Origin of the sequence: Dactylosporangium maewongense, from assembly GCF_039531485.1 — a bacterium.
In the GTDB taxonomy this organism is placed as follows: domain Bacteria; phylum Actinomycetota; class Actinomycetes; order Mycobacteriales; family Micromonosporaceae; genus Dactylosporangium; species Dactylosporangium maewongense.
The window spans coordinates 161,639-187,588 of the sequence record NZ_BAAAQD010000001.1 but is presented as its reverse complement, the minus strand read 5'-3'; the positions used below and the strand labels follow the sequence as shown (position 1 = coordinate 187,588).

Annotated in this window: 26 protein-coding genes; 14 read left to right on the top strand and 12 right to left on the bottom strand. The window is 73.6% G+C overall.

Annotated features, from left to right (window positions below; genetic code table 11):
* The first annotated feature begins 41 nt into the window (after positions 1 to 41).
* The 6 genes from ABD332_RS00870 (at position 42) to ABD332_RS00845 (ending at position 6,683) form a co-directional block, all read left to right on the top strand.
* The gene (locus tag ABD332_RS00870; protein ID WP_344498411.1) at positions 42 to 1,550 is read left to right on the top strand and encodes an ABC transporter permease subunit; all 1,509 of its coding nucleotides are present in this window, start codon (positions 42 to 44) and stop codon (positions 1,548 to 1,550) included.
* Positions 1,547 to 2,641 (top strand): hypothetical protein, encoded by a 1,095-nt coding sequence (locus ABD332_RS00865; RefSeq protein ID WP_344498409.1) that lies wholly within the window; start codon positions 1,547 to 1,549, stop codon positions 2,639 to 2,641. Before ABD332_RS00870 ends, ABD332_RS00865 begins: the two co-directional genes overlap by 4 nt.
* A 629-nt stretch (positions 2,642 to 3,270) precedes the next feature.
* Positions 3,271 to 4,128: a diacylglycerol/lipid kinase family protein gene (locus ABD332_RS00860; RefSeq protein ID WP_344498407.1), complete on the top strand. Its 858-nt coding sequence runs from the start codon at positions 3,271 to 3,273 to the stop codon at positions 4,126 to 4,128.
* Between the two features lie 23 nt (positions 4,129 to 4,151).
* Positions 4,152 to 5,030, top strand: a complete 879-nt coding sequence (locus ABD332_RS00855) for a hypothetical protein (protein ID WP_344498405.1) — start codon at positions 4,152 to 4,154, stop codon at positions 5,028 to 5,030.
* A gap of 8 nt (positions 5,031 to 5,038) precedes the next feature.
* On the top strand, positions 5,039 to 6,073 hold the full coding sequence (locus ABD332_RS00850; RefSeq protein ID WP_344498403.1) for an LLM class flavin-dependent oxidoreductase: 1,035 nt from the start codon (positions 5,039 to 5,041) through the stop codon (positions 6,071 to 6,073).
* Between the two features lie 28 nt (positions 6,074 to 6,101).
* A complete protein-coding gene (locus ABD332_RS00845) occupies positions 6,102 to 6,683 on the top strand; it encodes a dihydrofolate reductase family protein (RefSeq protein WP_344498401.1) in 582 nt (193 codons plus the stop codon).
* Here ABD332_RS00845 and ABD332_RS00840 read toward each other — a convergent pair.
* From ABD332_RS00840 to ABD332_RS00830, 3 genes are read right to left on the bottom strand one after another with little or no spacing between them, the layout of a single operon-like run.
* Complete coding sequence (locus ABD332_RS00840; protein ID WP_344498399.1) at positions 6,680 to 7,084, bottom strand: hypothetical protein; 405 nt, start codon at positions 7,082 to 7,084, stop codon at positions 6,680 to 6,682. The two genes, ABD332_RS00845 and ABD332_RS00840, sit on opposite strands and share 4 nt — an antisense overlap.
* Positions 7,071 to 7,685 (bottom strand): TetR/AcrR family transcriptional regulator, encoded by a 615-nt coding sequence (locus tag ABD332_RS00835; protein WP_344498397.1) that lies wholly within the window; start codon positions 7,683 to 7,685, stop codon positions 7,071 to 7,073. Before ABD332_RS00835 ends, ABD332_RS00840 begins: the two co-directional genes overlap by 14 nt.
* Positions 7,686 to 7,730: 45 nt before the next feature.
* Positions 7,731 to 8,309 carry a TetR/AcrR family transcriptional regulator gene (locus tag ABD332_RS00830; protein WP_344498395.1) on the bottom strand — a complete coding sequence of 193 codons (579 nt, stop codon included), beginning with the start codon at positions 8,307 to 8,309 and terminating at the stop codon, positions 7,731 to 7,733.
* Positions 8,310 to 8,374: 65 nt separating this feature from the next.
* Between ABD332_RS00830 and ABD332_RS00825 the strand changes: the two genes are divergently transcribed.
* Positions 8,375 to 9,304 (top strand): DUF2867 domain-containing protein, encoded by a 930-nt coding sequence (locus ABD332_RS00825; RefSeq protein ID WP_344498393.1) that lies wholly within the window; start codon positions 8,375 to 8,377, stop codon positions 9,302 to 9,304.
* Between the two features lie 59 nt (positions 9,305 to 9,363).
* On the opposite strand, the gene ABD332_RS00820 is transcribed toward ABD332_RS00825, so the two are convergent.
* The 3 genes from ABD332_RS00820 to ABD332_RS00810 are packed head-to-tail and all read right to left on the bottom strand — an operon-like array spanning position 9,364 to position 12,906.
* Positions 9,364 to 9,741 carry a VOC family protein gene (locus ABD332_RS00820; RefSeq protein ID WP_344498391.1) on the bottom strand — a complete coding sequence of 126 codons (378 nt, stop codon included), beginning with the start codon at positions 9,739 to 9,741 and terminating at the stop codon, positions 9,364 to 9,366.
* A 19-nt stretch (positions 9,742 to 9,760) separates the two neighbouring features.
* The gene (locus ABD332_RS00815) at positions 9,761 to 12,163 is read right to left on the bottom strand and encodes an FtsX-like permease family protein (RefSeq protein WP_344498389.1); all 2,403 of its coding nucleotides are present in this window, start codon (positions 12,161 to 12,163) and stop codon (positions 9,761 to 9,763) included.
* Complete coding sequence (locus ABD332_RS00810) at positions 12,157 to 12,906, bottom strand: ABC transporter ATP-binding protein (RefSeq protein ID WP_344498387.1); 750 nt, start codon at positions 12,904 to 12,906, stop codon at positions 12,157 to 12,159. The genes ABD332_RS00815 and ABD332_RS00810 overlap by 7 nt, the downstream gene beginning before the upstream one ends.
* Positions 12,907 to 13,050: 144 nt before the next feature.
* On the opposite strand from ABD332_RS00810, the gene ABD332_RS00805 reads away from it, so the two are divergent.
* Positions 13,051 to 14,364, top strand: a complete 1,314-nt coding sequence (locus ABD332_RS00805) for a condensation domain-containing protein (protein ID WP_344498385.1) — start codon at positions 13,051 to 13,053, stop codon at positions 14,362 to 14,364.
* Positions 14,365 to 14,464: 100 nt separating this feature from the next.
* The gene (locus ABD332_RS00800; protein ID WP_344498383.1) at positions 14,465 to 15,169 is read left to right on the top strand and encodes a laminin G domain-containing protein; all 705 of its coding nucleotides are present in this window, start codon (positions 14,465 to 14,467) and stop codon (positions 15,167 to 15,169) included.
* Between the two features lie 28 nt (positions 15,170 to 15,197).
* On the opposite strand, the gene ABD332_RS00795 is transcribed toward ABD332_RS00800, so the two are convergent.
* Together ABD332_RS00795 and ABD332_RS00790 are read right to left on the bottom strand one after the other, a co-directional pair.
* Positions 15,198 to 15,998: an ROK family protein gene (locus ABD332_RS00795; protein WP_344498381.1), complete on the bottom strand. Its 801-nt coding sequence runs from the start codon at positions 15,996 to 15,998 to the stop codon at positions 15,198 to 15,200.
* 17 nt (positions 15,999 to 16,015) lie between these two features.
* Positions 16,016 to 16,447, bottom strand: coding sequence for a hypothetical protein (locus ABD332_RS00790; protein ID WP_344498379.1), 432 nt, complete (start codon positions 16,445 to 16,447; stop codon positions 16,016 to 16,018).
* A gap of 52 nt (positions 16,448 to 16,499) precedes the next feature.
* Here ABD332_RS00790 and ABD332_RS00785 point away from each other — a divergent pair, with 52 nt between their 5' ends.
* From ABD332_RS00785 to ABD332_RS00775, 3 genes are read left to right on the top strand one after another with little or no spacing between them, the layout of a single operon-like run.
* On the top strand, positions 16,500 to 17,003 hold the full coding sequence (locus ABD332_RS00785; RefSeq protein ID WP_344498377.1) for a GNAT family N-acetyltransferase: 504 nt from the start codon (positions 16,500 to 16,502) through the stop codon (positions 17,001 to 17,003).
* Positions 17,000 to 17,464, top strand: coding sequence for a hypothetical protein (locus ABD332_RS00780; RefSeq protein ID WP_344498375.1), 465 nt, complete (start codon positions 17,000 to 17,002; stop codon positions 17,462 to 17,464). The genes ABD332_RS00785 and ABD332_RS00780 overlap by 4 nt, the downstream gene beginning before the upstream one ends.
* A 9-nt stretch (positions 17,465 to 17,473) precedes the next feature.
* A complete protein-coding gene (locus ABD332_RS00775; RefSeq protein ID WP_344498373.1) occupies positions 17,474 to 17,974 on the top strand; it encodes a hypothetical protein in 501 nt (166 codons plus the stop codon).
* On the opposite strand, the gene ABD332_RS00770 is transcribed toward ABD332_RS00775, so the two are convergent.
* Positions 17,895 to 18,551, bottom strand: a complete 657-nt coding sequence (locus ABD332_RS00770) for a hypothetical protein (protein ID WP_344498371.1) — start codon at positions 18,549 to 18,551, stop codon at positions 17,895 to 17,897. The genes ABD332_RS00775 and ABD332_RS00770 overlap by 80 nt on opposite strands.
* The gene (locus ABD332_RS00765) at positions 18,548 to 20,326 is read right to left on the bottom strand and encodes a carbamoyltransferase family protein (RefSeq protein ID WP_344498369.1); all 1,779 of its coding nucleotides are present in this window, start codon (positions 20,324 to 20,326) and stop codon (positions 18,548 to 18,550) included. Before ABD332_RS00765 ends, ABD332_RS00770 begins: the two co-directional genes overlap by 4 nt.
* A gap of 151 nt (positions 20,327 to 20,477) precedes the next feature.
* On the opposite strand from ABD332_RS00765, the gene ABD332_RS00760 reads away from it, so the two are divergent.
* Positions 20,478 to 21,494: a hypothetical protein gene (locus ABD332_RS00760; RefSeq protein WP_344498367.1), complete on the top strand. Its 1,017-nt coding sequence runs from the start codon at positions 20,478 to 20,480 to the stop codon at positions 21,492 to 21,494.
* A gap of 559 nt (positions 21,495 to 22,053) precedes the next feature.
* On the opposite strand, the gene ABD332_RS00755 is transcribed toward ABD332_RS00760, so the two are convergent.
* Positions 22,054 to 22,389, bottom strand: coding sequence for a PadR family transcriptional regulator (locus ABD332_RS00755; protein ID WP_344498365.1), 336 nt, complete (start codon positions 22,387 to 22,389; stop codon positions 22,054 to 22,056).
* 129 nt (positions 22,390 to 22,518) lie between these two features.
* Here ABD332_RS00755 and ABD332_RS00750 point away from each other — a divergent pair, with 129 nt between their 5' ends.
* Entirely contained in the window at positions 22,519 to 24,891 is a 2,373-nt protein-coding gene (locus tag ABD332_RS00750) for a putative bifunctional diguanylate cyclase/phosphodiesterase (protein WP_344498363.1), read from the top strand.
* Here ABD332_RS00750 and ABD332_RS00745 read toward each other — a convergent pair.
* Positions 24,884 to 25,930, bottom strand: coding sequence for a hypothetical protein (locus tag ABD332_RS00745; RefSeq protein ID WP_344498361.1), 1,047 nt, complete (start codon positions 25,928 to 25,930; stop codon positions 24,884 to 24,886). The genes ABD332_RS00750 and ABD332_RS00745 overlap by 8 nt on opposite strands.
* Positions 25,931 to 25,950: the final 20 nt, after the last annotated feature.

Below are 25,950 nucleotides of genomic sequence, written 5' to 3'. Positions count from 1 at the left end.
TCGCACGACTCGTACACGCGGAATGGACGAAATTCAGGACGGTGCGTGGCTGGTTGATCGGCATGGCCGCGGCCGCCGCCGCCATCGTCGGTCTCGGCCTGTTCCCAGGCATGGAGGGCACGTGCGGCTCCGGCTGCGGCCTGCCCGTCGGTCCAGGGGGCGAGGAGGTCACGGACGTGTTCACGTTCGTGCACCGGCCCCTCGCCGGCGACGGCACCATCACCGTCCGGGTCGCGTCGCTGACCGGCGAGCTGCCGCCCGACGGGCCGGGCAAGGAACCGCAGCCGGGGCTGGTGCCGTGGGCGAAGGCGGGCCTGATCGTCAGGAGCGGCACGAAGCAGGGCGCCACGTATGCGGCGGTCATGGTCACCGGCGCGCACGGCGTGCGGTTGCAGCACGACTATGTCCACGACCGTGCCGGGAAGCCGGGCGCCGTCAGCGAGTCCGCGCCGCGTTGGCTGCGGCTGACCCGCGCCGGCGACGTCGTCACCGCCCTGGAGTCCGCCGACGGCACCTCGTGGACGGGCGTGGGCACCGTCCGACTCAAGGATCTGCCGGCGACCGCGGAGGTCGGGCTGTTCGTCACGTCGCCGATGTTCGTGGAAGGGATCGGCGCGGCCGGCGCGTCCAGCGCCCCCAGCCTCGCCACCGCCGGCTTCGACCACCTCACCACGACCGGCGGCTGGCAGTCCGCGACCTGGACGACCGAACGCATCGGCGGCACCGCCGACGAGCACCCGATCGGCAGCGGCCCGCCGCCCGGGCCGGCAGCGGGCGACGCTTCCGGTGGAAGCAGAGCACCTGCCGGAGGGCAGGCGCCGGGCGCCGAGCAGACCGGCGACGGCTTCACGGTCAGCGGCTCCGGCGACATCGCCCCGGCCGTGGCCGGGGCCGCCGGGCTCGGCACGACGATCAGCCAGACGCTCGTCGGCACGTTCGCCGGTCTGGTCTTCGTCGTCGTGGTCGGCGCGATGACGATGACCGGCGAATACCGGCGCGGCCTGATCCGCACGTCGCTCGCCGCCGCGCCCCGCCGCGGTGCCGCGCTCGCCGCGAAGGCGACCGTGCTCGGCGCCGTCACGTTCGTCGTCGGGGTCGCCGCGGCAGCGGTCGTCGTCACCATCGGGCCGGGGCTGCTCCGCGACAACGGCGTGTACGTCCATCCGGTCTCCACCGCCACCGAGCTGCGGGTCATCGCCGGCACCGGCGCCCTGCTCGCCGTCGCCGCGGTCCTCGCTCTCGCGTTCGGCGTCCTGCTGCGCCGCGGCACCACGGCGGTCACGCTGGCGTTTGTGGCGACGGTCCTGCCGTATCTGCTGTCGATGACCGTCCTGCCCGTCGCCGCGGGCGCGTGGCTGCTGCGCGTGACGCCAGCCGCCGCGTTCGCCATCCAGCAGAGCACGCCGCAGTACGCCCAGGTCGAGGGCCTGTACACGCCCGCCAACGGCTTCTTCCCGCTCACCCCGTGGTCTGGGCTGGCGGTCCTGCTCGCCTGGGCGACCGTGGGGCTGGCCTTTGCCGCGTACCGCTTCCGCAGGAGGGACGTATGAGCCGCGACCTGCTTCCGCCGGAACGCCGCGGGAACCACGACCTGCCACCGCCACCCGGCGAACACCGGGACCGCACCCCGCCACCGCTGGACGACCGGGCCGGCTCCTGGGAGGCGCGCCACCAGCGTGGCACGGACCCAGGGCGCCTGCCGGCGGCGCCACGACGCACGCCGACGACCGACCCGCAGCACGACCTGACGACCGGGCCGCGGGACGAGCCGCAGCGCGAGCCTCGACGCGAGCCGACAGCCCAGCCGCGACGCGAGCTCACGGCCGAGCCGCGACGCGAGCTGACGGCCGAGCCGCGACATGAGACGACAGCCGGGCTGTGGCGCGGGCTGGCGGCAGAGTGGCGGCGGTACCTGCGGGCGGAGTGGACGAAGCTGCGGACCGCCACGGAGACCGTGTGGCTGGTGCTCGGGATCGTGGCGGCGACCGTCGGGGTCGGCCTCGTCGTCGTGCTCAACATTCCGTGCACCACCGAGTTCTGCGAGGGCGACCCGACGAAGACGGGCCTCACCGGTGTCCAGCTCGGGCAGGCAGTCGTAGCGATCCTCGCCGTGCTCGCCGTCGGTGGGGAGTACGGCACCGGCATGATTCACGGCACCCTCGCCGCCATGCCGCGCCGCACCGGGGTCCTGGCGGCCAAGGCCGTCGTGGTCACCGCCGTCATCGCGCCCGCGGCGGCGGTGGCAGTAGCGGTCTCCGCCCTCGCCGGCCGTCATTTCCTGCCGGCGGACGTGTCATGGCCGTCGGTTCTGCGGGCCACGGGTGGCTCGGTGCTGTACCTGATGCTCATCGGACTGCTCGCCCTCGGCGTGGCCACGGTGGTCCGCAACGCCGCCGCGGCGGTCGGGGTGGTGCTTGCCCTGCTGTTCCTGTTCCCGATCCTCGCCGCCGCCGCGCCCGACCCGACGTGGGAGCGGCACCTGCTGCAGGTCGGCCCGATGACCGCCGGCCTCGCCGTCCAAGCCACGACGGGCCTGGACAAGTTACCGATCGGGCCGTGGGCAGGCCTTGCCGTGACCGCGGCCTGGGCGGTGGGGGCGCTGCTCGCCGCGGTCATCGCCCTGGAGGCCCGCGACGCCTGACCATCTCAGCACGCTGACGGCCCACCGCCTGACAGCGATGCGTCGGCCCGGGGTGGCGCACGATGCTCGCCCCGCGACATCCCAACCGTCGGGCTGAGGCTGACGAGGGGGTCCGCTCCCGCCGGTCCAGCGCAGACCGACGAACCGCAGCAGGCAACCAGCGACACGACGGCCACCGCAGCCGTGATCGCGGCGGGGACCTGGCGGCAGGCGTTCATCACGGGTGGTGCGGCGGTCCGATGGGGGTTGTGCGCGGCGCCGTCGGGCCACCCGCCGGTCCAGGTGCGAACACCACCGATTGCCCGAACCAGGCGGCGCACCCGCGGCACCACCCGGGTTGATCGAAGGATGAAAACGGCCGGCCACACGACCAGATCCAGCCTTCGATCAACCCGCCCGCGCACCACCAGCGCGAGTTGTGCGCGACGCGTTCGGGCCACCCGCCGGTCCAGGCGCGAGCACCACCGATTGCCAGAGCCCGGCGGCGCACCCGCGGCACCGTTCGGGTTGATCGAAGGATGGAAACGGCTGGCCGCGCGACCGGGTTCGGCCTTCGATCGACCCGCTGGCGTGAGTGGGGTGCTTAGTGGGAGGGGCGGGTGGGTACGGGGGCGGGTGTGAATGTCGCTGTGGTTGCGCATGCTGGGAAGAGCATCGGTGGGGGGCTTGACGAGCTGCGGCGGGAGTTGGCCCGGGCGGGGGTCGAGGCGCCTGACTGGCGGGAGGTGCCGAAGAGCAGGAAGGCGCCGAAGCAGGTGCGCAAGGCCGTCGAGCGGGGTGCCGACCTGGTGTTCGTGTGGGGCGGCGACGGCATGGTGCAGCGGTGTGTCGACGCGCTGGCCGGGTCGGACGTGACGGTGGCGATCGTGCCTGCCGGGACCGCGAACCTGTTCGCCACGTCGCTGGACATTCCGCAGGACATCGGTGCGGCGGTGAGGATCGGGCTGGAGGGGGCGCGGCGGCGGTTCGACCTGGGGAAGGTCGGCGGGGAGCACTTCGCGGTGATGGCGGGTGCCGGGTTCGACGCGGCGATGATCGATGACGCCGATCGGGGGATGAAGAGCCGGGCGGGGAAGCTGGCGTACTTCGGCACCGCCGTCCGGCATGTCAAGGACGAGCCGGTCGAGGCGACCGTCGAGCTGGACGGCGCCGAGTGGTTCTCCGGGCCGGCGACCTGTGTGCTGCTGGGCAACATCGGCACCATCGCCGGTGGGATCGAGGCGTTCGACGACGCGAGTCCGTTCGACGGGCGGCTGGAGGTCGGGGTGTCCACCGCGCACGGCGCCCTGCAGTGGGCCCGGACGCTGGGGAGGATGGCGTTCGCGCGGACGGACGGCTCGCCGTTCGTGAAGGTGGCGAGTGCCCGCAAGGTCAAGGTGCGGTTCGCGGAGCCGGTGCTGCTGGAGCTCGACGGCGGCTCCCGGACCGAGGTCCGCAAGCTCAAGGCCCGCGCCGTGCCGGCTGCCATCAGCATCGCCGTCCCTTAACGCGGGTGTGATAGGACACCGGCATGCATCGCGGGCGATGGATCGCTGGGGTACTGGTCGTGCTGCTGGCCGGTGGGTGCGGAGCGCAGGACGAGGCGGCGCCGCCGGCGGAGAACGGGGATCAGCTGCGGCGGCAGGCGCGGGAGGCGTTGGACCGGTACGACCAGGCGGTCGCGCGGGCCGGCGGCCAGGGGATCGTCGTCGTCGGGGCGCGGACCGGGCAGGTCGGCGAGTGGGAGGACGACAAGGCGCGGTTCAAGGTGTCGCTGCTCGTGGGCAAGGTCGCCGCTGTCGCGGCGCTGCCCGCCGCCCCACAGGCCGACGGTGTGGTGGTGTGGGACGGAGGCGCCAGTCGTACAGTGGCGGTCATCGCCGCCGGAGCGGCCCTCGCGGAGCTGGTCAAGGACGGTGCCGGGGACTGCGCCGACTGCCCGGTGATCGAGGTGACCGGAGCGCGGCTCGGCACGGCACGGATCCAGACGGCGCAGGGTGCGGCGACGGCGCCGGCGTGGGAGTTCGCGCTGCGGGGGTCGGCGGTGCTGGTGACCAGGACGGCGTTCGCGGGCGTGACGGTGGTGCCGCCGCCGTGGAACGCCAGCCACCCGCCGGGCGGGCTGAGCATCCAGACGGTGCGGGTCGCCGGCACGACGCTGACGGCGGAGTTCATCGGGGCGGTCGACCCGGCGAGCGCCGGACCGTGCGGGGTCGACTACACGGCGGAGGCGGTCGAGTCGCCGAACGCGGTCGTCGTCATCGTCCACGAGCATCCGGCCTCCGGGAACGCCCGGTGCACCGCCCTGGGCGCGACCAGGACGGCGACCGTGCAGCTGGCGGCGGAGCTGGGTGGCCGGGCGGTGCTCGAAGTGCGACAAGGAACGCCGGTGCCGGTCACGGGCGGATAATCGACGGTGTGGCACTGGAGAAGCTGGGTTTCCTGACGATCGGGTTGTTCGACGAGGCGGATCCGCGCAAGGGTCACGAGTCGACGCTGGAGGTGATCGAGCTCGGGGAGCGCCTCGGGTTCGACAGTGCGTGGGTGCGGCACCGGCACCTGCAGTTCGGGATCTCGTCGCCGGTGGCGGTGCTCGCCGCGGCCACGCAGCGGACCAGCAGGATCGAGCTCGGCACCGCCGTCATCCCGCTCGGCTGGGAGAATCCGCTCCGGCTCGCCGAGGACCTGGCGACCGTGGACGTGCTGTCGGGCGGGCGGCTCAACCCGGGCGTGAGCGTCGGGCCGCCGATGCACTTCGAGCGGGTGAAGGGCGCGCTGTACCCGCACACCGCCGGCGCCGAGGACTTCGGCTACGACCGGGTGGGACGGCTGCTCGACCTCGTCCGCGGGGTTCCGGTCGCCGAGGCGGGCACGGAGGGCTTCGAGGTGTTCTCCGACCACGTGCAGCCGCACTCCCCCGGTCTCGGCAGCCGGATGTGGTACGGCGGAGGCAGCCTCGCCTCGGCGCGCTGGGCGGGCGAGCACGGCATGAACTTCCTGACCAGCAGCGTGGTGAAGGCCGAGGAGTCGGAGGACTTCGCCGGGATCCAGCGCTCGCACATCCGCGCGTTCCGCGCCGCGCACCCCGACGGCGACCGGGCCCGCGTCTCGCAGGGCCTGGTGGTCATCCCGACGGACTCCGCGACGCCTGATCAGCGGCGGCGTTACGAGGTGTACGCGGAGCAGCGCACCCCGCGCACGGCGACGCCACAGGGACCGGCCCGGTTGATGTTCGCCCCGGATCTGGTCGGACCGTCGGCGCAGATCGCGGAGCGGCTGCACGCGCACGCCGGCTACCAGGAGGTGCGGGAGGTGGCGTTCGCGCTGCCGTTCACGTTCGAGCACGAGGACTATCTGCAGATCCTCACCGACATCGCCACGAATCTCGGCCCCGCGCTCGGATGGCGGCGGCGGGATGTCGATCCGGGCGGGGCGAGTTCGTACAGCGGGTGAAGGCGAGTCCGCACACCTGGAGGTACGCATGCGCACACTGAACGTGATCGAGTTCCTGACCCTGGACGGGGTCATGCAGGGGTTGGCGTCGCCGGACGACGACCGCGACGGCGGGTTCGAGCACGGCGGGTGGGGCGCGCCGTACTTCGACGACGTCCAGGCGGCCGCCGCGCTGGAGGGCCTGGCGTCGACGACGGCGTACCTGTTCGGCCGCCGCACCTACGAGCACATGATCGCGTTCTGGCCCGGGCAGCCCGACTCGAACCCGATGGCGGCCCACCTGAACTCGACCGTGAAGCACGTCGCGACCGGCACGCTGCGGTCGCTGACGTGGAACAACGCGCACGTGCTCGACGGCCCGCTCGGCCCGTCGGTGCGCAAGCTCAAGTCCGAGGGAGAGGGCACGATCGCGGTGCTGGGCAGCGGCGTGCTCGTCCAGGACCTGATCGCCGAGGACCTGGTGGACGGTTACCGCCTGTTCCTGCACCCGCTGCTGCTCGGCACCGGCAAGCGCCTGTTCCGCGGCGCGGCCGCCCCGCGGCGGCTGTCCCTTGTGGACTGCACCCCCACTTCCACCGGCGTCGTCATGCTGTCGTACGACGTGATCTAGACGACGTGTTTGCGGGCGGTGTCGCGGGCGCGCGACACCGCCGGCATCCGGGAGCGCAGCAGCCACGAGTCGGTCTGGCAGCCGCGGCAGGTGCGCACGGCCCCGACCGGCACGCGGGTGTCGCCGCGGACATACTCGAGCCGGTGCAGGTCGACGAGCGGGCGGCCGCACCTGCGGCAGTCGCCCTCACCGGTGCCGATCGTCGTGTACGCGACGTGCTGGGTGGTGTACCGCACGGTCGAGTACGACTTCTCGTCGCCGATCCGCAGGTCGGGGTCGCGCGGGGCGCCCGCATACGGGCCGGTTTCGGCGTGCGAGACCGCCCCGGCCACCCCGCCGAGGACCCGGAACCGGCGGCGCAGCCACGCCATGAACGCCGACCGCCGCTCAACTGACTCCACGCGCGCCCCTCTCCACTGATGGTGCCGGCAGCAGCGCGGCGAGCACGCCGGCGGCGACCGACGCCACGTCGGTCGACGGGTCGACGGCGTGCAGCAGGGCGAGGCCGCCGCCGAGGGCGCCCCACGCGACCACGAACTGCGCCAGCGGCACCGCCGGCCGGATCCCCAGCCGGTGGCAGTGGCGGTCGAGGTCGGCGGCGACGGCCTCGTCGAGGCGGCGCTGGGTCTCGGCCTGGTGCGCGGAGCGGCCCGCGACGGCGGCGAGGTGCTCGGCGGAGACCAGGGTCCAGCGGGCCGCCGCCGGGTCGCGGACGAACGCCGCCGGGTTGAGCACCTCCAGCAGCTCGTCGCGGCTGCCCGCGCGGTCGAGGGCGGCCCGCAGCCCGTCCAACAGCGCGCCGGCCCGGGCGTCGACGATCGCCTGCCACAGGCCTTCCTTGCCGCCGAAGTGCTTGTAGACGGCGCCGCGCGTGAAGCCGGCCTCGGCGGCGATCTCCTCGACCGTCGCGCTCAGGTAGCCGCGCCGCAGGAAGACGGCCAGCCCGGCGTCCAGCAGCTGCTCATGCGTCCGTTGCTGCTGCTGTACGCGGGTCAGCCGCACCAACTCGCACCGCCCGAACTCAGAAACGCCGTGTATCCAGAAACGCTACGTCACCGAGTGTGGCGGTGACAAGAGGGCACCCAGGACGGTGTCGAGGTAGGCGCCCTGACCACCGGCGTCGGCCGGGAGCAGCTCCGGCAGGCGGGCGGCGAGCTGCGACTGCCCGACGTACGCCGAATAGGCCAGCAGCGCCCGCCGGGCGGCCTCGCCCGGGGCGAACCCGGCCTCGGTGAACAGCTGCTCGACGTACTCCAGCCGGCGCCGGGTCACCCGCTGCACCACCGGCGCGACCAGGGGGTGGTCGGCGACGGCGAGGACGTTGGTCTCCAGGCGGCTCGACCGGGCGTGCCCGAGCACCGTCGTGAACAGCAGCGACAGCTTCCGTGGCGGGTCCCCCGCCGCCTCCACCATGTCGATGATCGCGTCGGTGCAGGCGCGCTCCCACAACTGCATGGTCGCCTCGATGAGCGCGTCGCGGTTGGTGAAGTGCCAGTAGAAGCTGCCCTTGGTGGCGCCCAGCCGCGCCGCGATGGGCTCGACCGCGACCGCGGGCAGCCCTCCGTCGGCGATCGCGGCCAGTGCCGCCGCCGTCCAGTCCTCCGCGCTGAGCCGCCGTTGTGCCATGCCCATACGGTAGCGTACGGTTCTTCCATACGGCACCGTACGGAACGAGGGACGGGCAGGTAGCCATGGAGAACGTTCAACGCCGCACGATCGACGCGCCGCCGGAGCTGATGGGCGCGCTGCTGGACCGGGTCGCCGGGCCCGACGACGCGTTGTGGCCGGTCAAGGCTTGGCCGCCGATGCGGTTCGACCGGCCGCTCGGCCCGGGCGCGTCCGGCGGGCACGGCATGATCCGGTACGACGTCGTCGAGCACGTCCCCGGCCGGCTGCTGCGGTGCCGGTTCGACCCGACGATCGGCGTCGTCGGCGAGCACGAGCTGCGGATCGAGCCCGACGGCGACGGCACCGCGGTCGTGCACGTCATCCGGGGCCGGCTCACCGGCGCGATGCGGGTGCTGTGGCCCGTCGCCGTCCGGTGGCTGCACGAGGCGTTGCTGCGGGACCTGCTCGACAACGCCGAGCGCGCCGGCACCGGCACGGTGCGCCGCCCGGCCCGCTGGTCACCGTGGGTGCGCCTGCTGCGCCGCGCCTTCAGGGGGCCGCGGCGGGTGCCGCTCCCCCGCGGCGCGCGGCTCGCGGCCGGGACGCTGGACCGGGTCGACCTGATGGACGCGTGGCAGGGCACCCGGCCGCCGGGCGCGAGCGCCGACCCGGCCGCCTGGCGGACCGCGATGTTCGGCCGCCCGCCGCGCTGGGTCGGCGCGCTGATGCGGCTGCGCAACCACATCCCGGGCCTGGAGCCCCTCGACGCCAGGAAGGTGTTCGCGCCGCTGGACGCCCGCGCCGACGAGGTCCTGTTCGGCGCCGACACCCGCCACTTCGACCTGCGGATCTCACTGTTCGTCGACGCGGAGTCGGTGGTCTGCTCGACCCTCGCCCGCCCCCGGACCCGCCGCGGCCGCGCCTACCTGGCCGTGGTCGGCCGCGTCCACCCGTTCGTGGTCAGGACGATGCTCGGCCGCGCCCTCCGCGCCGCCCCACCGGCGATCGCCTGACCAAGGCTGCCCCGGCGACCATCTGACCAAGACCACCTGACCAAGACCACCTGAAAGTCCTAAGCGGTACCCATGATGGCCAGCAGCGAGCCGTCGGGGTCGGCGAAGAAGGCCATCCACTCCTCCACCCCGTTCTCGTGCCGGTGGATCATCGTGGGCGGCGCCTGGAAGGTGACGCCACGGCCGGTCAGCGAGTCGTGGGCGGCGTGGATGTCCGGCACGCGGAAGTAGACGATCGACTGGGCGGCGGGGTCGAACGCGCCGGACTCGGGCCGGCTCAGGAACAGCCGGGTGCCGTCGCAGTCGAAGAACGCCAGGTCGCCGAACGTGTACAGGTGGGGCAGGCCGAGCACCCCGCCGTAGAAGTCGACCGCGCGGCCGATGTCGCTCACGTGCCGGGCGATCTGCCCGATCGGTCCGAGCCCGAACAACGCCATGGACCCGACCATAGACCTGTCACTCCCGGACGGACGAGAGGCGCCCCGGCGGCGTGCGCAGCGCGAGCGCCGCCGGGACCAGGCTCGCGACGAGGGTGATCGCCACGCACACGGCGGCGATCACCCCGATCGGCGTCCACGGCACCACGGTGCGCGGGTCCGCCACGAGACCGGTGAGCCCGGCCCGCAGCCCGGCCAGCATCCCCGCGGTGACGGCGCCGGCGAGCAGGACCCCCGTGGCGCCCACCAGCAGCGCCTCCACCGCGATCATCGCGAGGACCTGCCGCGGCGTGGCGCCGCCGAGGCGCAGGACGGCGAGGTCCCGCACCCGGGCCCCGGTGGCCATGACGAGCGTGTTGGCGATCGCGATCGACGTGTACACCAGTGCCATGCCGAGCACGGCGACCAGCGCCAGGTGGTTGAGGCGGCGCTGCGCGGCGTTCAGCGACCGGAAGTACTCGGCGGCGGTGACGACCCGCGCATCGTCCAGGGTGGACCCGGTGAGGTAGACCGCGTCGGCGCCGGTCCGCGGGGCGTGCGCCGCCCGGAGCGCCCACGGCAGCAGGACCGTCTCGTCGAGGTCGAGCGACGGCTCCAGCACCGCCACGACCCGCAGCTGGACGGGTGAGGCGTCGTCCAGCCACAGCGTCGCCGTGCCGCCGGTCCGCCAGCCCGCGGCGCGGGCCAGCCCGGCGCCGGCCACGACGGTGTCGGTGCCCGCGAGGTCGGCGACCGAGCCGGAGCGCACCGGCAGCCGCAGCACGCCGTCGACGCCCGGTCCGGCGTACAGCGCGTCGAACTCCTCCGGATAGTCGTCGGTCGACACGTACACGACGGACTGCGCCGTGGGAACGCCCGCGACAGCACCCGAAGCGACCGGAATGCCGGCGGACCCCGACGGCAGGGCGATGGAGCCGGCGGTCACGCGGGCGGCCGACGCGCGCTCCGAGGCGTCCCACAGCGTCGCGGTCGCCGCGAAGGTCGCCGCCGCGATGCCCACCGTGACGAGGATCGGCGCGACCGTCGACGCGGTCCGCCGGACCGCGGTGCGGGCGTTGTCGCGGGCCAGCGCCGCCGCGACGCCGGGCACCAGCAGCCCTGCCAGCCACGCCAGCCGCGGCGCGAAGACCGGTGCCAGCAGCGCGATCCCGGTGATGGCCAGCTGCGCGTCGAGCAGGACGAGGGCGATCGCCTCGCCGCCGAGGGACGGGATGACGGCCAGCAGCACGGCCGCGCCGCCGAGGAAGAGCACGCCGAAGACCCAGCGGCCGGCGGTCATGACCCGCCGCTCCGCGGCCGCCTCGCGCAGGGCCTCGATCGGGCGGACCTTCCCGGCCCGCCGGGCGGCGACGGCGGCGCCGGCGAGCGCGACGAGCAGGCTCACCCCGAAGGCGGCGAGCAGCGGCCACAGGATGAACCGGGCGGTGAACCCGGGCGGCGCGAACCCGGACCGGGCCAGCCACGCCGCGAACGGCGGCGCGACCAGCAGACCGGCGAGGCAGCCGGCGAGGCCCGCGACGACGCCGACGATGAGGGACTCGCCGAGGACGAGCCGCCGCACCTGGCGCGGCGTGGCCCCGGCGGCGCGCAGCAGCGCGAGCTCCTGGCGACGCTGCACGACCGCGAACGCGAACGTGCCGGCGACCACGAACACGGACACGAAGAGGGCGACGCCGGCGGTGGTGCCGAGCAGCGACGCGGCGGCGGCGAGGAGGTCGCCGCCGGGGTCGGCCTCGGCGCCGGCCCGGCGGTCGCCGGTGAGCACGGCCGGGCCCGGCCCGACGACCTCGCGGACCTGCGCCGCGGTGACCCCGTCGACGGCGATCGCGTCGACCCGCCCCTCGGCGAGCGCCGCCGCGGCCGGGTCGGTGAGGTAGACGGCGGGCGGGCCGGTGACGATCCCGGCGACCAGCAGCGCCCGCGGCCCCAGCGGCGTCGACACCTCGACCCGGTCGCCCGGGCGGGCGCCGACGGCCTCGGGGAGCGCGACCTCGTCGACGGCGTGCGGCGGATGGCCGTCGCGCATGGTGTACGGGTGCAGCCCCGCGCTCGACCACGGGTGCGCCTCGAGCGCGACGCCGGCCACGTCGACCGGGACGGCACGGTCCACGACGACGGTGGCGCCGGGCAGCGCGGCGAGCCGCTCGGCGGTGCCGGCCGGCAGTTGCCGCGGGCGACGGGTCCGGGTGCTGGAGGTGTAGTGCTCCCCGTCGCCCTCGTCGACGGTGACGCTGACGGTCTGGCTGCCGGTGACGACGACGGCCGGCCGCGCGTACCACACCGGCGGACGGCCGTCGGAGACGGTCGAGGCGATCGTCAGGCCCGTCGTGGCGAGCAGGCACGCGCCCAGCGACAGCGCCACGAACACCCCGGCGAACGACGCCCACCGCGCCCGCAGCGTCTGCGTGGCGACGCTCAGCACGGCACCGCCTCCAGGGACGTCATGCGCGCGGCGACGGCCTGCGCGGTCGGCCGGTCCAGGGTGCCCGCGACGCGCCCGTCGGCGAGGAACACGACCCGGTCGGCGTAGGACGCCGCGAGTGGGTCGTGGGTGACCATGACGACGGTCTGCCGGGCGCCGCCGTCCGCCGTGGACACCATGGCGCGCAGCAGCCGCAGCACGTCGCGCCCGGTCGCGGAGTCCAGCGCGCCGGTCGGCTCGTCGGCGAACAGGACCGCGGGCCGGGTGACGAGCGCCCGGGCGATCGCGACCCGCTGCTGCTGCCCGCCGGACAGCTCCGCCGGCCGGTGCCTTCCCCGGCCGCCGAGCCCGACGGCGTCGAGGACGGCGCGGACCTCTGCGCGCGCCGGCCGCCGGCCCGCGAGGCGCAGCGGCAGCGCCACGTTCTGCTCCGCGGTTAGCGACGGCAGCAGGTTGAACGCCTGGAACACGAAGCCGATCGTGTCGCGCCGCAGCAGCGTCAGCCCGGTCTCCGACAGCGTCGACAGGTCGGTCCCGGCGACGGTGACGGTGCCGCCGGTCGGCCGGTCCAGCCCGGCGGCGCACTGCAGCAGCGTGCTCTTGCCGGACCCTGACGGGCCCATCACCGCGGTGAACGTCCCGGCCGCGAACCCGAGCGTGACCTCGTGCAGCGCGGTGACCGCCCGGTCCCCGGCGCCGAACCGCCGGTGCACCCTGTCGAGCGTGACGACATCCGTCTCCATGCCGTCGATTCCACCGTGGACGACCCGGCCGGCACACGCCCGTACACCAGCCGAACACCGGTATGGCAGGCACTACTACAAACCGTATGGCAGGCCCGACACCATGATCCGCTACGATCGGCGCCGTCGAGGCGGAGGTATGGCATGACCACGGTTGCCGAGCACATCAACGTGGCGTTCGCCGGGGACGGCGCCGGGGAAACCGACCTGTCGTGGGGGCAGCAGGACATCTGGCAGGCGATGGTGCGCCAGCGCTCGTGGCTGCCGAACGGCGCCTGGGGCCCGCTGCCCGAGGGCACCACCGTCGACGACGTCGCCGAGCAGCTGCGGTACATGATGAGCCGCTTCCCCACGGCGCGCACGAAGCTGCGGTTCGACGCGGAGGGTCGCCCGAGCCAGGTCGTGGCCGGGTCCGGCGAGATCACGCTCGAGATCGTCGACGCGGGCGACGACGACCCGGCGGCCGTCGCGGAGGCGGAGCGGCTGCGGCTGCAGGACGCCGAGTACGACTTCGCCACGGACTGGCCGGTCAGGATGACCGCTGTGCGGTCCGGCGGCCGGCTGACCCATCTCGTCGTCGTCATGTGTCACCTGGTCGCCGACGGCTTCGGCACCGGGGTGATGCTGGAGGACCTCGCCACCAGGGTCGAGACGCCGATCCCGGAGCTGCAGCCGCTGGAGCAGGCCCGGTGGCAGGCGTCGCCGTCCGGCCAGCGGCAGAACACCCTCGCGCTGCGGCACTGGGACGGCATCCTGCGCGGCATGGCACCGCGCCGCTTCCCGGACCCGGCCGGGAAGCCCGAGCCGCGGCACTGGCGGGGCGAGCTCACGTCGTGGGCCCTCGCGCCCGCGCTGCGGGTGGTGACCGAGCGGACCGGTGTGCCGCCGGCGCCGGCGCTGCTCGGGGTGTTCGCCGTCGCGCTCGCCCGGGTCACCGGGGTCAACCCGGTGGTGCTGCGCCCGATGGTCAACAACCGGTTCCGCCCCGGGCTAGACCGGGTGGTGTGCATGCTCGCCCAGTACGGCATCTGCCAGCTCGACGTGGCGGGCGCGTCGTTCGCGGAGGTCCTCGACCGGGCCAAGCGCGGCGCCATGACCACGTACAAGCACGCGTACTACCACCCGGTGGAGCTCGACGACCTGGTGCGCCGGGTGGTCGAGGAGCGGGGCGGCGACCTGGAGCTGCCGGCCTACTTCAACGACCGGCGCGCCGCGGGTGAGGGGGCCACCGAGTTCCAGGGCCGCAAGGACGCGGCGTTCGAGTGGACGACCCGGCAGGACGTGCCGTTCGAGCCGCTGATCGTGCACATCGACGACCTGCCCGACGACGCGGTGCGGGCGATCATCTTCATGGACACGCACGTGATCTCCCCGGCGGACGGCGAGGCGCTGCTGCGCGGCATGGAGGCCGTCGCGGTCGAGGCCGCCCTGGACCCCGAGGCGCCGACAGGAGTGTGACGGCGCTGCGGCGATCCCGCCCCTGGTAAGGCCTTTCGAGGTTTACGATCTGGTTTGTCCGGATTGCGGACTTTGAGTTCGGGGGTATTGCATGGTCTCTGTGACGCGGGTTCTGGCGGTGGCGGCAACGGCCGCGGTACTGGGCGTCGGGGTGCCGGCCGCGGCCGGCGCCAGCTCCGGCCACTACCCGGTGGCGACCTGGTCGATGAACGAGGGCCCGGGCGCCCGCACGATGATCGACAGCAGCGGCAACGGACTGCACGGCCAGATCGGCAACGAGGTCATCACCGACGTCGACGTCCGCGGCGCGACCGGCTACCGGTTCACCCGCCTGCAGCCCGACCGGCCGCCCACGCACCCGCGGCACCTGGTGACCGTGCCGGACAGCTCCGCCCTCGACCCCGGCAGCCGCGACTACGCCGTCACGCTCAGGCTGCGCACGACCTACCAGTTCGGCAACATCATCCAGAAGGGCCAGGCCACCACGTCGGGCGGCAACTTCAAGTTCCAGATCCCGAACGGCATCGTGCAGTGCCTGTTCCGCGGCTCCAACGGCACGATCATCGTGCAGGCGTCCCGGCGGATCAACGACGGCTGGTGGCACGTCGTGCGCTGCGAGCGGACCCGCTCCGGCGTCAGCCTCGAGATCGACGGCCGGACCGTGGCCCGCCGCGGCGGCTGGACCGGCTCGATCTCCAACGCCTGGCCGCTGTCCATCGGCGGCAAGACCGACTGCGACCAGCGCGACGTCGGCTGCGACTACTACGCCGGCGACCTCGACTGGGTCGAGATCGAGGCCCGCTGACCCGCTGACAGGGGCGCCGACAGGCCGTTCAGTGCAGGATGCTCGTCGGCGGCGTGCCGGCGAGCACTCTCGCACCCACCAGCGGGGCGTCCTCCGTCGCCGCCTGATGTACGCGCACCGCCTGATACGTGAGCCGGTCCGCGAGCGCCTGCCGCAACGGCGGCCACAGCTCGGCCCGGCGCGCCGCGATCGCCCCGCCGACCGCGACCGCCTCCAGTCCCGCGGTGAGCGCGAAGTTGGCGATGCCGGCGGCCACGCGCTGCGCGTACACCTGCCAGAAGCGCGGATCGTCGACGTCCTCCAACCCGCGGCCCAGCCGCCGGCGCAGCTGCGCACCGCCGAGCAGCGTCTCCAGGCAGCCGGTCTGCCCGCAGCCGCAGCGCCGGTCGTTGCCCTCGACGAGCTGGTGGCCGGCCTCGGTGGTCAGCGCCACGAAGTGCTCCCCCCGCCCGAGCCGCACGGCCGCGCCGACGCCGGTCGACAGGGTGAGGTAGCCGCACCGGTCCTCCCCGCGCAGCGTGCCGAGCGCGTGCTCGCCGAGCAGGCCGCAGGTCGCGTCGTGGGCGACCCGCACCGGGCAGCCGAGCGCCGCCGCCAGGTCGCGGCCCAGGGGCCGGCCCTCATACGCCCGCAGGTGCAGCGAGACCCGCACGTCGCCGTCCTCGGTGACCCGCCCGCCGAACGACACGCCGACCGCCTCGGGCCGGCCCTGGACCGCGTCCCGCAGCAGGGCGAGCTGCCGGTCGTAGTCCGGCTCGGTCGGGAAGCGCACGACCGTCCCGTCCTCGGCCGCCACTCTGGTACGGGTGCCGCCGACATCGATCGCCACGACCCTCATCAGTTGGTTCACCGCGGCGGCGCCGGCTGGTCCCACGGCGGCGCCGCTTGATCCGGCAGCGGCGCCGGCTGGTCCCACGGTCCGGTCTCCGGGGCCGGCTGGCTCCACGGCGTGGCGGGCGGCGCCGTGGCCAGGAGCGCGGCGATGACCAGCGCCAGGCCGAGCACCTGCAGGACCACGAAGAGCAGGTTGATCCCGGCGATGGCGAGCCGCATCTCCATCAAGCGCCCGCCGCGCAGGATCTCCGGCAGCAGCAGCTGGTAGAGCAGGTTCGCCACGGCCCCCGCGAGCAGCACGGCCAGCCCCGCCGACCCCAGCGCCCGGACCCGCGGCAGCAGCCGCCCCCGCCGGTTCCACAGCAGCACCACGCCGACGGTCAGCGTGACGACCGCCGGGAGCGAGAACAGCAGTTGCGGCAGGAGGTACTCCAGCTCGAACATGGGCCCGACCGTAGCAGCGCACCCTCGCAGCGCGGGGTACGACAATGGAACGATGATCGACACGCTGCGGCACCCGACGGAGGACGACCACACCCGCGTCATGGCGGTCATGGACGAATGGTGGGGCGGCCTGGGCGGCGAGTCCGGCAGCGTGTACCGGGCGACGCTGCTGCCCCGCCTGTACTTCCAGCACTTCACCGACACCAGCTACGTGCTCGACCTGTCCGGCGGCCGGCTCGGCGCGTTCCTCGTCGGGTTCGTGTCGCAGTCCGACCCCGGGGTCGGCTACATCCACTTCGTCGGTGTCTCGCCGGCGCTGCGGCGCACCGGGGTCGGCGGCAGGCTGTACCGCCGCTTCTTCACCGACGTCGCGGCGCGCGGCGTCCGGAGGGTCCACTCGATCACCGGCGTCGCGAACCGCCAGTCCCTCGCCTTCCACACCCGGCTCGGCTTCACCCTCGTGCCGGGCGACACCTCGCTCGACGGCCTGCCCGTGCACACCAACTACGACGGGCCGGGCCGCGACGCCCTCAAGTTCGTGAAGCACCTCCCATGACGGCGCGGGTGGTGTTCTTCGACCCCGAGCACGGCATCGGGCTGCGGATCGCGGCCGGCAGCGGACGCAGCTGGCAGGACCAGCCCGACGGGGACCCGCGGCACGCCCACTGCTCGCTCGACATCCCCCGTGACACGCTGCTGCCGTACATGGGCGAGGACCGACCCTGCTCGGACACCCTGTTCGTGCCGTGGTCCGACCTGGCCGCCTTCGCCGACGACCTGGCGGCGCTGCGACCCGGCGGCACCGCCCGCCTCGGCGACGCCGGCACCGCCCTGACGATCCGGATGCGCCGCGACGGCCACCTTCGCGCCGAGGCCGTGTTCAGCGTCGGCCACCACGTCGCCACCACCGTCCGCTGCCGCACCCTGTGGGACTGGCACCACGGCACCCCCGGCGACCTGCCCGCCCTGGCGGACCGCATCCGCGCCGTGGACCGCGTCCGCGCCGCGGGCCGTTAGGATCGATCGATGTCGGTGCTGCTGGTGGGGGCGAATCCGGGGCTGACCGTGGAGCGCGACGGCGGGACGGTCGCGTTCGTGTCGGTGTGGCGGGTCGACTGGTCGGCGCACGGCGCCGGGCGGGCGATCGTGCTGTGGCACGAGGGCCGCACCACGCTCGTCACGGACCGGCCGGTGCTGGGCCGGTGGCTGGCGGACACGTTCAACCGGCACTTCCCCGAGGTCGGTGGGCTGCCGTGGCCCGAGCCGGCGCTCATCGAGGCACCGGTCGCCGTGGAGCTCGACCTCGCCGCCGGCTGCACGGCCACCGGCGGCGGGATCACGGTCGAGCTGAGCGGGCCGTCCGGGCACCGCCTGATCACCGTCGACGACTTTCAGGGCACCGGGCGGAACCTGTCCACGGTGTTCGCCCGGTGCGGGCACGGCGCTCTCACGGCCGGGGGGACGCCGGTGCCGGGGACGGCGTCGGGGTTTCTCGCCGACGCCGAAGTGTGGACCTCGGCAGGGTGAGCACGGCCGCGGCCAGCAGCAGGTGCACCGCGCAGAAGACGATCGCGACCGCCGGGGTGGCCGTGCCGCCGACGAACACCGTGATGTGCGACGCCCAGTCCAGCCGCGCCGGGCGCCCTTCCGGCCAGTCGTTGAGGTAGTAGAACGACAGGTCGTTGAGGCCCGACACGACCACCAGCGCCGACGCGAACCCGAGCCGCAGCACCCGCTCCGTGCTCGCGCCGCCGAGCCGGTAGCCGAACAGGATCGCCAGGACGGTGAACGCGTTGACGAAGATCGCCATCTGGTAGAACGGCGCGAAGTCGCCGCCGTCGGCGAGCGCGACGACCCGCAGCACGTACAGGGTGTCCAGGACGCCCATGTACCCGAGGACGACGGCGGCGAGCAGGATCAGGCCCGGCGCGGCCCGCTGCGGGAAGCCGCCGATCGCGACGACCGCGAACAGCACCGGGCTGATCCGCAGCAGGAACTCCGCCGGGTTGTCGATCGTGCGGTCCGGCGGCAGGACACCCATGATGAGCACGGTCATCGCCGCGCCGGCGACCCCGGCCGCCAGCCACCACCAGCGACGGATCACTTCTGCGTCCAGAACGGCCCGAGCGCCAGCGCGTCCATGTCGGTCTTGAGGTAGCAGCGGACCGCGTCCTGCGGCGTGCACACGATCGGCTCCTCGTTGTCGTTGAACGAGGTGTTCACCACCATCGGCACGCCGGTCAGCGCGTAGAACTCGCTGATCAGCTCGTGGTAGACCGGGTTGTCGACGGGCGAGACGGTCTGCACGCGGGCGGTGCCGTCCTCGTGCGTGATCGCCGGGACGACGGCCCGCTGGTGCTCCAGGACGTCGAAGACGAGCAGCATTACCGGGCTCGGGTAGCCGCTGGCGAAGTACTCCCCCGCGTGCTCGACCAGGCACGACGGCGCGAACGGGCGGAACGGCTCGCGGTGCTTGACCTTCTCGTTGAGCCGGTCCTTCGTGTCGGCGCCGCGCGGGTCGGCGAGGATCGAGCGGTTGCCGAGCGCCCGCGGGCCGACCTCGCCGCGACCCTGGAACCAGCCGATGATCTTCCCGTCCGCGATCGCGGCGGCGGCGGTCTTCGTGATCGGGTCCCGGCGCTCGTACGGCAGGCCGGCCTCCGCGAGCGCCTTCTCCATGTCCGCCTCGGCGTAGGTGGGTCCGAGGAAGATGTACTCGCCCCGCGGGCGGGGCAGGCCCAGCCCGGCGGAGACGACGGTCGCGGCGCCGAGCGCGGAGCCGTCGTCGGCGGCGGCCGGCTGGGCGAAGAACTCCTCGAACCCGGTCTGCAGCAGGATCTTGCCGTTCATGACGCTGTTGAGCGCGACCCCGCCGGCGGTCAGCAGCCGCGGGTTGCCGGTCTTCTCGTGCACCCACTTCGCGACGTGCAGGCCCGCCTCCTCCAGGGTGTTCTGCAGCGCGTACGCGACGTCGGCGTAGTGCTGCGGCACGGCGTCGCGGGTCTTCGGCCGGGGCGGGCCGAACGTGGCGCGGAACTTGTCCGACACCTGGTGCTTGCCGGTCGCGTGGTGGCGGAACCAGCTGAGGTTCAGTGCGTAGCGGCCGTCGCTGTCGAGGCGGACCAGGTCGCGGAACTGCTCCACGAACGTCGGCCGCCCGTACGCGGCGAGGCCCATGACCTTGCCCTCGTCGCGGGTCGGGTGGAAGCCGAGCCAGCCGGTCACGTCGGCGTACATGGCGCCGAGCGAGTGCGGGAACTTCACCCGCCGCAGGTCGTGGATCCTGTCGCCCTCGCCGACTGCCAGCAGCGTGCTGGTGCCGTCGCTGCCGATGCCGTCCCAGGCGATGATCGCGGCGTCGTCCCACGGCGAGATGTGCAGGGCGCTGCCCGCGTGCGCGTGGTGGTGGTCGACCAGGTGCACCTTGAGCTTCGTCGGCCCGTCGTAGCCGGTCGCCGCCCGCAGCAACGCCTCCAGCTGCGACGCGCGGCGCCACAGCACGAGCAGGGTGCCGCCCATGTGGTGGTCGTCGGCGTTGGTGGACGTCTCCCGCCGGGTGGTCGTCTCATGGAAGCCGCGGGCCTTGCCGTAGTCGCCGGCGTCGTTGCGCAGCACGGCCAGGGTGGCCGGGAAGTAACGCAGGAAGTGCTTGCCGGCGTGCCACAGCAGGCGCCGGCCCTGGAAGAAGTACGCGACGTGGTCGACGTCGCCGAGGGTGATGCCCGCGCTGCGCAGGCACCACTGGATCGCCCCGACGGGGAAGCCCCCGTCGTGCTTGATCCTGCTGAACCGCTCCTCCTCACAGAACGCGACGATCCGCCCGTCGTGCAGGAGTGCCGCAGCCGAGTCGTGGTGTTGACTCAAGCCGAGTACATACATTGATCCTCATCTCATCGACCGAAGATCGTCCAGTCCCCCCGCCAACCTGCAAAAGTATTGACGTAAGTGGTTGCCGAAGGGAAGCCTTCCGGTCGGATTGTTGACCGCCTGCAGATCTTGGCGGAACATCATCAGCATCGAAGAACTGGTATTGGATCTTCTCGATCCGACCGGCTCCGCCGCGCCGCCGTGGTGGGGCCCCGCGGTCCGCGACGCCGAGCTGCACTCGGTGCTGGACTGGCCGGTCATGCGGACGCTGGCGTCGACCCGGCGCGGCCCGGTCCTCGTCGGCGCACTCCGCGACGGCGACAAGGTCGCGGGGCTCGTCACGCTGCGCCTGCGCAGGCTCCCGGCCCTCGGCCTCGCCGTCGCCGACGTCGAGAGCATGATCATCGGGGCGTTCTCCGGCATCGCCCTGGCCGGCGGCCTGCCCGGCACGCTGCACCCCAGCGGCGGCCCGGCGCCGTCCCTCTTCGCGGCCGCGGTCAGGACCCTCGAGGCGTCGCTGCGGCAGCGCTACGGCAAGCGCCTCCAGGCCGTCATGTACCGCCACATCTACCGCCGCGAGCTGCCCCACCTCCTGCACGGCGTCTCGGTCGTGCGAGCCGGCGCCCCGGCCCTGCTGCTGCGCAACACGTTCCCCGACTACGACTCGTACCTGCGAACCCTGCGCAAGTCGCGGCGCGTCGACCAGCAGCGGCTGGTCCGCAACATCGACGCCGACCCGTCGCTCACGGTCGCCTTCGGCCCGGCCGCCGACGCGGGCCTCGACGCCACCACCCTGCACCGCCTCTGCGCCGACACCGCCCGCCGCAACCACACCCACCGCTGGCCGCCGATGCGGGTCTGGCCACGGTCCCTGTTCGAGACCGTCCTGCAGCAGCCGGACGTCCTCGCCCTGCGCTACACCGGCCCGGACGGCCTGGTCGCGGCGACCCTCACCTTCGACCACCCCGTCGCGCCGATCCTGGGCCCGTGGGGCGCCCTCCCACTCGGCGGCCCGCGGCGCAGCGGCCTCTGGTTCGACCACCTGGCCCGCCTCATCCGCTGGGGCATCGAGCAGCAACGCCCCCTCATCGTCGGCGGCAAGGGCGCCCAGGGCCCGAAGGAGGCCCTCGGCTTCACCCCAGAACCACAGTGGACAGTCCTCCGCCGCCTGACCCCCTGACCCCACAAGCCCTCGCCACCCGGCGCACCCTCGCGGCGCCCACACCCTCCGCCACCCAGACGCTCCCCGCCAGCACAGACATTGGCCAATGCCCGTGAATGCGGCATTTGCTCCATCGACGTTGCGCGATCTACACCCAATTCGATCTCTAAAATGTGGGTAGATCGCGCAGCGTCGATGGCGAAACGGGGACGATTTGGGGCATTGACCAATGTCTGCATGCGGGTCGGGCACATCGTCGCCGCCGCGTTCGCACGCGTGACCGAGTCGCACGCGTGACCGAGTCGCACGCGTGACCGAGCGGCGGTCGCTTCGAAGGCGGCGCGTGACCTGGATTCGATTTGATCTCTGGAATTGCGGCTGTATCACGGAGCATCGATGACAAAGGAGGGCGTATTGGGGCATTGACCAACGTCTGGGCGTGGGCGGGGTGCCTCGCTGGCGTCGCACTCCCCGGTATCCGGCCCGGCACAAAAGACGGCGCTGGTGGCGGGCGTCAGGTGCAGGGCGCCGCCGAGGGGCCTGCACACCGGCAGCAGGCAGCGCCGGTCCGGCGCGGTTACTCCAGGCCCGCCTGGAAGCCGCGGCGGCGGAGGCCCGCTGCGGCGGCGTTGGCGTTGCGGCGCAGGCGCTCCACCTCGGTCGCGAGCCGGGCCGCACCCTCGTCGGTGAGCCGGTAGTAGCGGCGGAGCCGGCCGTCGACGGCCTCCTCGCGCTCCACAGCGACCAACCCCTGCTCCGCCAGACGGTCCAGCGCGCCATACAGCGTGCCCGCGCCGAGCACCACCGCGCCGCCGGAGAGGGCCGTCACCTGCTGCAGGATCCCGTAGCCGTGCAGCGGCTCGCCGGTGAGCGCGGTCAGCACCAGAAACGTCGGCTCCTGTAAAGGCGGCATGACCAGCAAATTACAACCGTCGTGATATTACGTCAATCGTAACATGCTGAAATCGGGCAGCGGCTCATGGCAGCATTCGGTGGTCGATGATGGCGGTGCACTGGCGACAGCACGGGACGAGGAGACCGGATGGGCGCACTGCGACGGCTGCGGGCCATGTCCGGGCCGATGCGCGCCTCGTGTCTGGTGCTGGCCGCCTGCACGACCTGGTTCCTGGTCAACCTGGTGACGCCGGTGGGGCCGCCGGTCCTGCTGTGGCTGCCCACCCCGGCCGGCGCGCTGCTGCTCACGGCCGCGTTCCGGCGCACGGCGAGGACGATGACGCTGCCCGCGCCGACCCGCAGGTTCTGGGGGCACCTGAGCATCGCCGCGCTGTGCGTCGGGGTCGCGCACACCGGCCAGGCGATCGACGTGCTCACCCACCCGGACGTCGGCGGCGCGTACAACGGGCCCGTCCTGCTGGCCTTCGACAGCGCCGCGGTGCTGCTCATCCTGTACGCGCTGTACCGTCTCCCACTGTCGCGGCGCAGCGCCGGCGAGCGGCTGCGGGTGGCGCTGGACGGCGGCACGGTCGTCGCCGGCGCCGCCGTGTTCATCTGGCACTTCCAGGCCAGGGTCGCGCTGCGCACCGACAACCGCAACGAGGTCCTCGGCGCGCTGATCCTCGCCGTGCTCGCCCTGGTCGTGGTGCTCGCGGTGGCGAAGGTGATGCTGTCGGGCTACGAGTTCATCGACAAGTCGGCGCTGCAGTGGCTCGCCTTCTCGATCTTCTACGGCGCCACCAGCTCGATGCTGCAGCCGCTGCTCGCCTCGGGCCACCCGCACCTGATGTCGACGCAGTTCGGCATCCCGGTGGTGTGCTGCCTGGCGTCATGGGCCGCGGAGCGGGAGCGCGGCGCACCCCGTAAAGCGGCGGTGGCGGTGACGGCGAAGCGGCGCCCGTTCAGCCTGGTGCCCTACGCGGCCGTCGCCGCCGTCTACGTCCTGCTCGTCGTCGAGACCTGGTTCGGCGACCACGGCGACGAGAAGATGCTGGTGCTCGGCGCGGTCACCCTCACGGCGCTGGTCATGGTGCGGCAGGTGGCCGCGTTCGTCGACAACGGCCGGCTCCTCGCCCGGCTCGACCACACCGCCACCCACGACGCGCTCACCCAGCTGCCCAACCGGGCGCTCTTCGGCCAGCGCCTCCAGCAGGCGCTGCGGGAGTCCGGCCCGGTCAGCGTCGCGCTCATCGACCTCGACGACTTCAAGGAGGTCAACGACACGCTCGGGCACGAGGTCGGCGACCTGCTGCTGGTCGAGGTGGCCCGGCGCCTCGCGGGTCGCGCCGGCGCCGCGGACACGGTCGCCCGGCTCGGCGGCGACGAGTTCGTCGTGGTGCTGCCCGGCGCCGACCCGGCCGCCGCCAGCCTCGCCGTGGAGAGGCTCGCCGACGCGCTGCGGGCGCCCGCCGTCGTCAACGGCCACGAGCTGCCGATCTCCGCCAGCATCGGCATCGCCGACGGCCGCGACGGCGACGACCCGAGCCTGCTGCTGCGCCGTGCCGACATCGCCATGTACGCGGCGAAGCGGCTCACCGGCACCGCCTACCTGCACTACGACTGCGCGATGTCGGAGCTCGGCGGCGAGAAAGGCGTGGCCGGTGCCGGAGACGACCATCCGTCCCAGCTGCGTGAAGCCATCGACAGCGGGCGCTGCTTCCTGGTGTACCAGCCGATCGTGTCCCTCGACGACGGCCGGCTCGTCGGCGCCGAGGCCCTGGTCCGCTGGGACCACCCGGTGCACGGCGTCCTGCCGCCCGACGCGTTCATCCCCCTCGCCGAACGCACCGGCCTGATCGTGCCGCTCGGCCGGTTCGTGTTCGCCGACGCGTGCCGGCAGTTCGCGGCGTGGGACGCCCGGCACGGCGCCGCCGCCCCGGCGGTGCTCAACATCAACGTGTCTCCGCGCGAGCTGCGCGAGGCCGACTACGCCGGGTTCGTCGCCGAGACCCTGACGCTGCACGCCGTCGACCCGGCCCGCATCGTCCTGGAGATCACCGAGTCGATGGCCCTGACCCTCGGGCCGGCGACCGCGACCCTCGAGCGGCTCCGCGCGCTGGGCCTGCGGATCTCGCTCGACGACTTCGGCACCGGCAGCTCCACCCTCCGGCTGCTGCACGACTGCCCGGTCGACGAGGTCAAGCTCGACCGCTCCTTCACCCAGGCGCCCGCGTCGCCGTCGGGAGAGGGTCGTCCACCGGTCGCCGCCGCCGTCATCCAGCTCGCCCAGGCGCTGCGGCTGCACGCCGTCGCGGAGGGCGTCGAGACGCCGGAGCAGGCCGAGCAGCTGCGGTCGCTGGGGTACCGCTCGGCCCAGGGCTACCACTTCGCCCGCCCCGTGCCCGCCGCGCAGCTCACCGAGTGGATGACGGATCGCGCACCGCGCCCGACGACCTCACCCGGGTCGGCCGCGACGGCGCCGACGCGCTCCGACGCGGCACCGACCCGCGTCGCTACTTGAGCGTGATCTTCTGCTGGGCGCTGCCCGTCAGCTTCAGCGTGGCCGGCTTGCCGGCGCGGGTCAGCGCGCCCTTGGGCTCGAACCGGAACGTCAGCGTCTGCACCGAGCCCTCCGCGACCTCCATCCGCACCTCGTCGCGAATCGTGTAGCCGTTGGTCGGCACCGTCTCGCCCACGACGTCGGCCTGGGACGCCTCGACGGTCACCGCCTTGCCGTTGGCCGTCAGCTGCAGGCTCTGCCGCATGTCGATGGTGCCGTCCAGCACGCCGATCGAGGTGAGCTTCGCCTCCACCCACACCCGCAGCCACGTGTGCCCGGCCGGCGCCCACGTGCCCTGCTGGCGGTGGTCGTACGGCTCCAGCGCCGCCGACACCTCGATCTCCACATAGGTCTGCTGCGGCTCGCCGCTGATCTGCCCGACGAGCTTGTAGGACGTCTCGCCGTAGGGCCGCGGCTTCAGATAGGCGGCGACGGCGCCCGGCCCGACGGCGCCCGTGCGCAGGTCGATGCTCTGGTCCTTGTCGGCGTCGGACACGACGAGCGTCACCGGCGCCCCGGCGGGCACGAGCGCGACGAGCACACTGTTCGGCGACACGATCCCCTCGACCGGGCGGGCCTTGTCGCCGACCCGCAGCCGCGCCTTCACCACCGCGGACGGCTGCGTCTCCAGGCCCGGCACCGCCGCCAACCGCGCGAACACGAACTCCTTGCCCTGCCCGGCGGCGATCGGTCCGCTCGCGTCACGCGGCACGCCGGTCGCCGACTGCATCTTGCCGAACTGCGTGACGACCGCCGGCTCCAGGTGATCGGCGGTGCCGACCTCGGTGAGCCGCACCGCGTAGTCGGGCCCGCCGATCGCGGCGCCGGCCGGCAGCTGCTTCGCCGACGGCACCGCCAGCCCGCCGCCCGCGACGACGGCCAGCTCCTCGGCGACCGACGCCTGCGACGACGAAGCCGCCGCGGGGACCTTCACCGGCTCCCCGCCGCACCCCGCCAGCAGCGCGCACGCCACCACGACAACCCCGACCCGTCTGTGCATCGGCACACCCTATAGGTGGA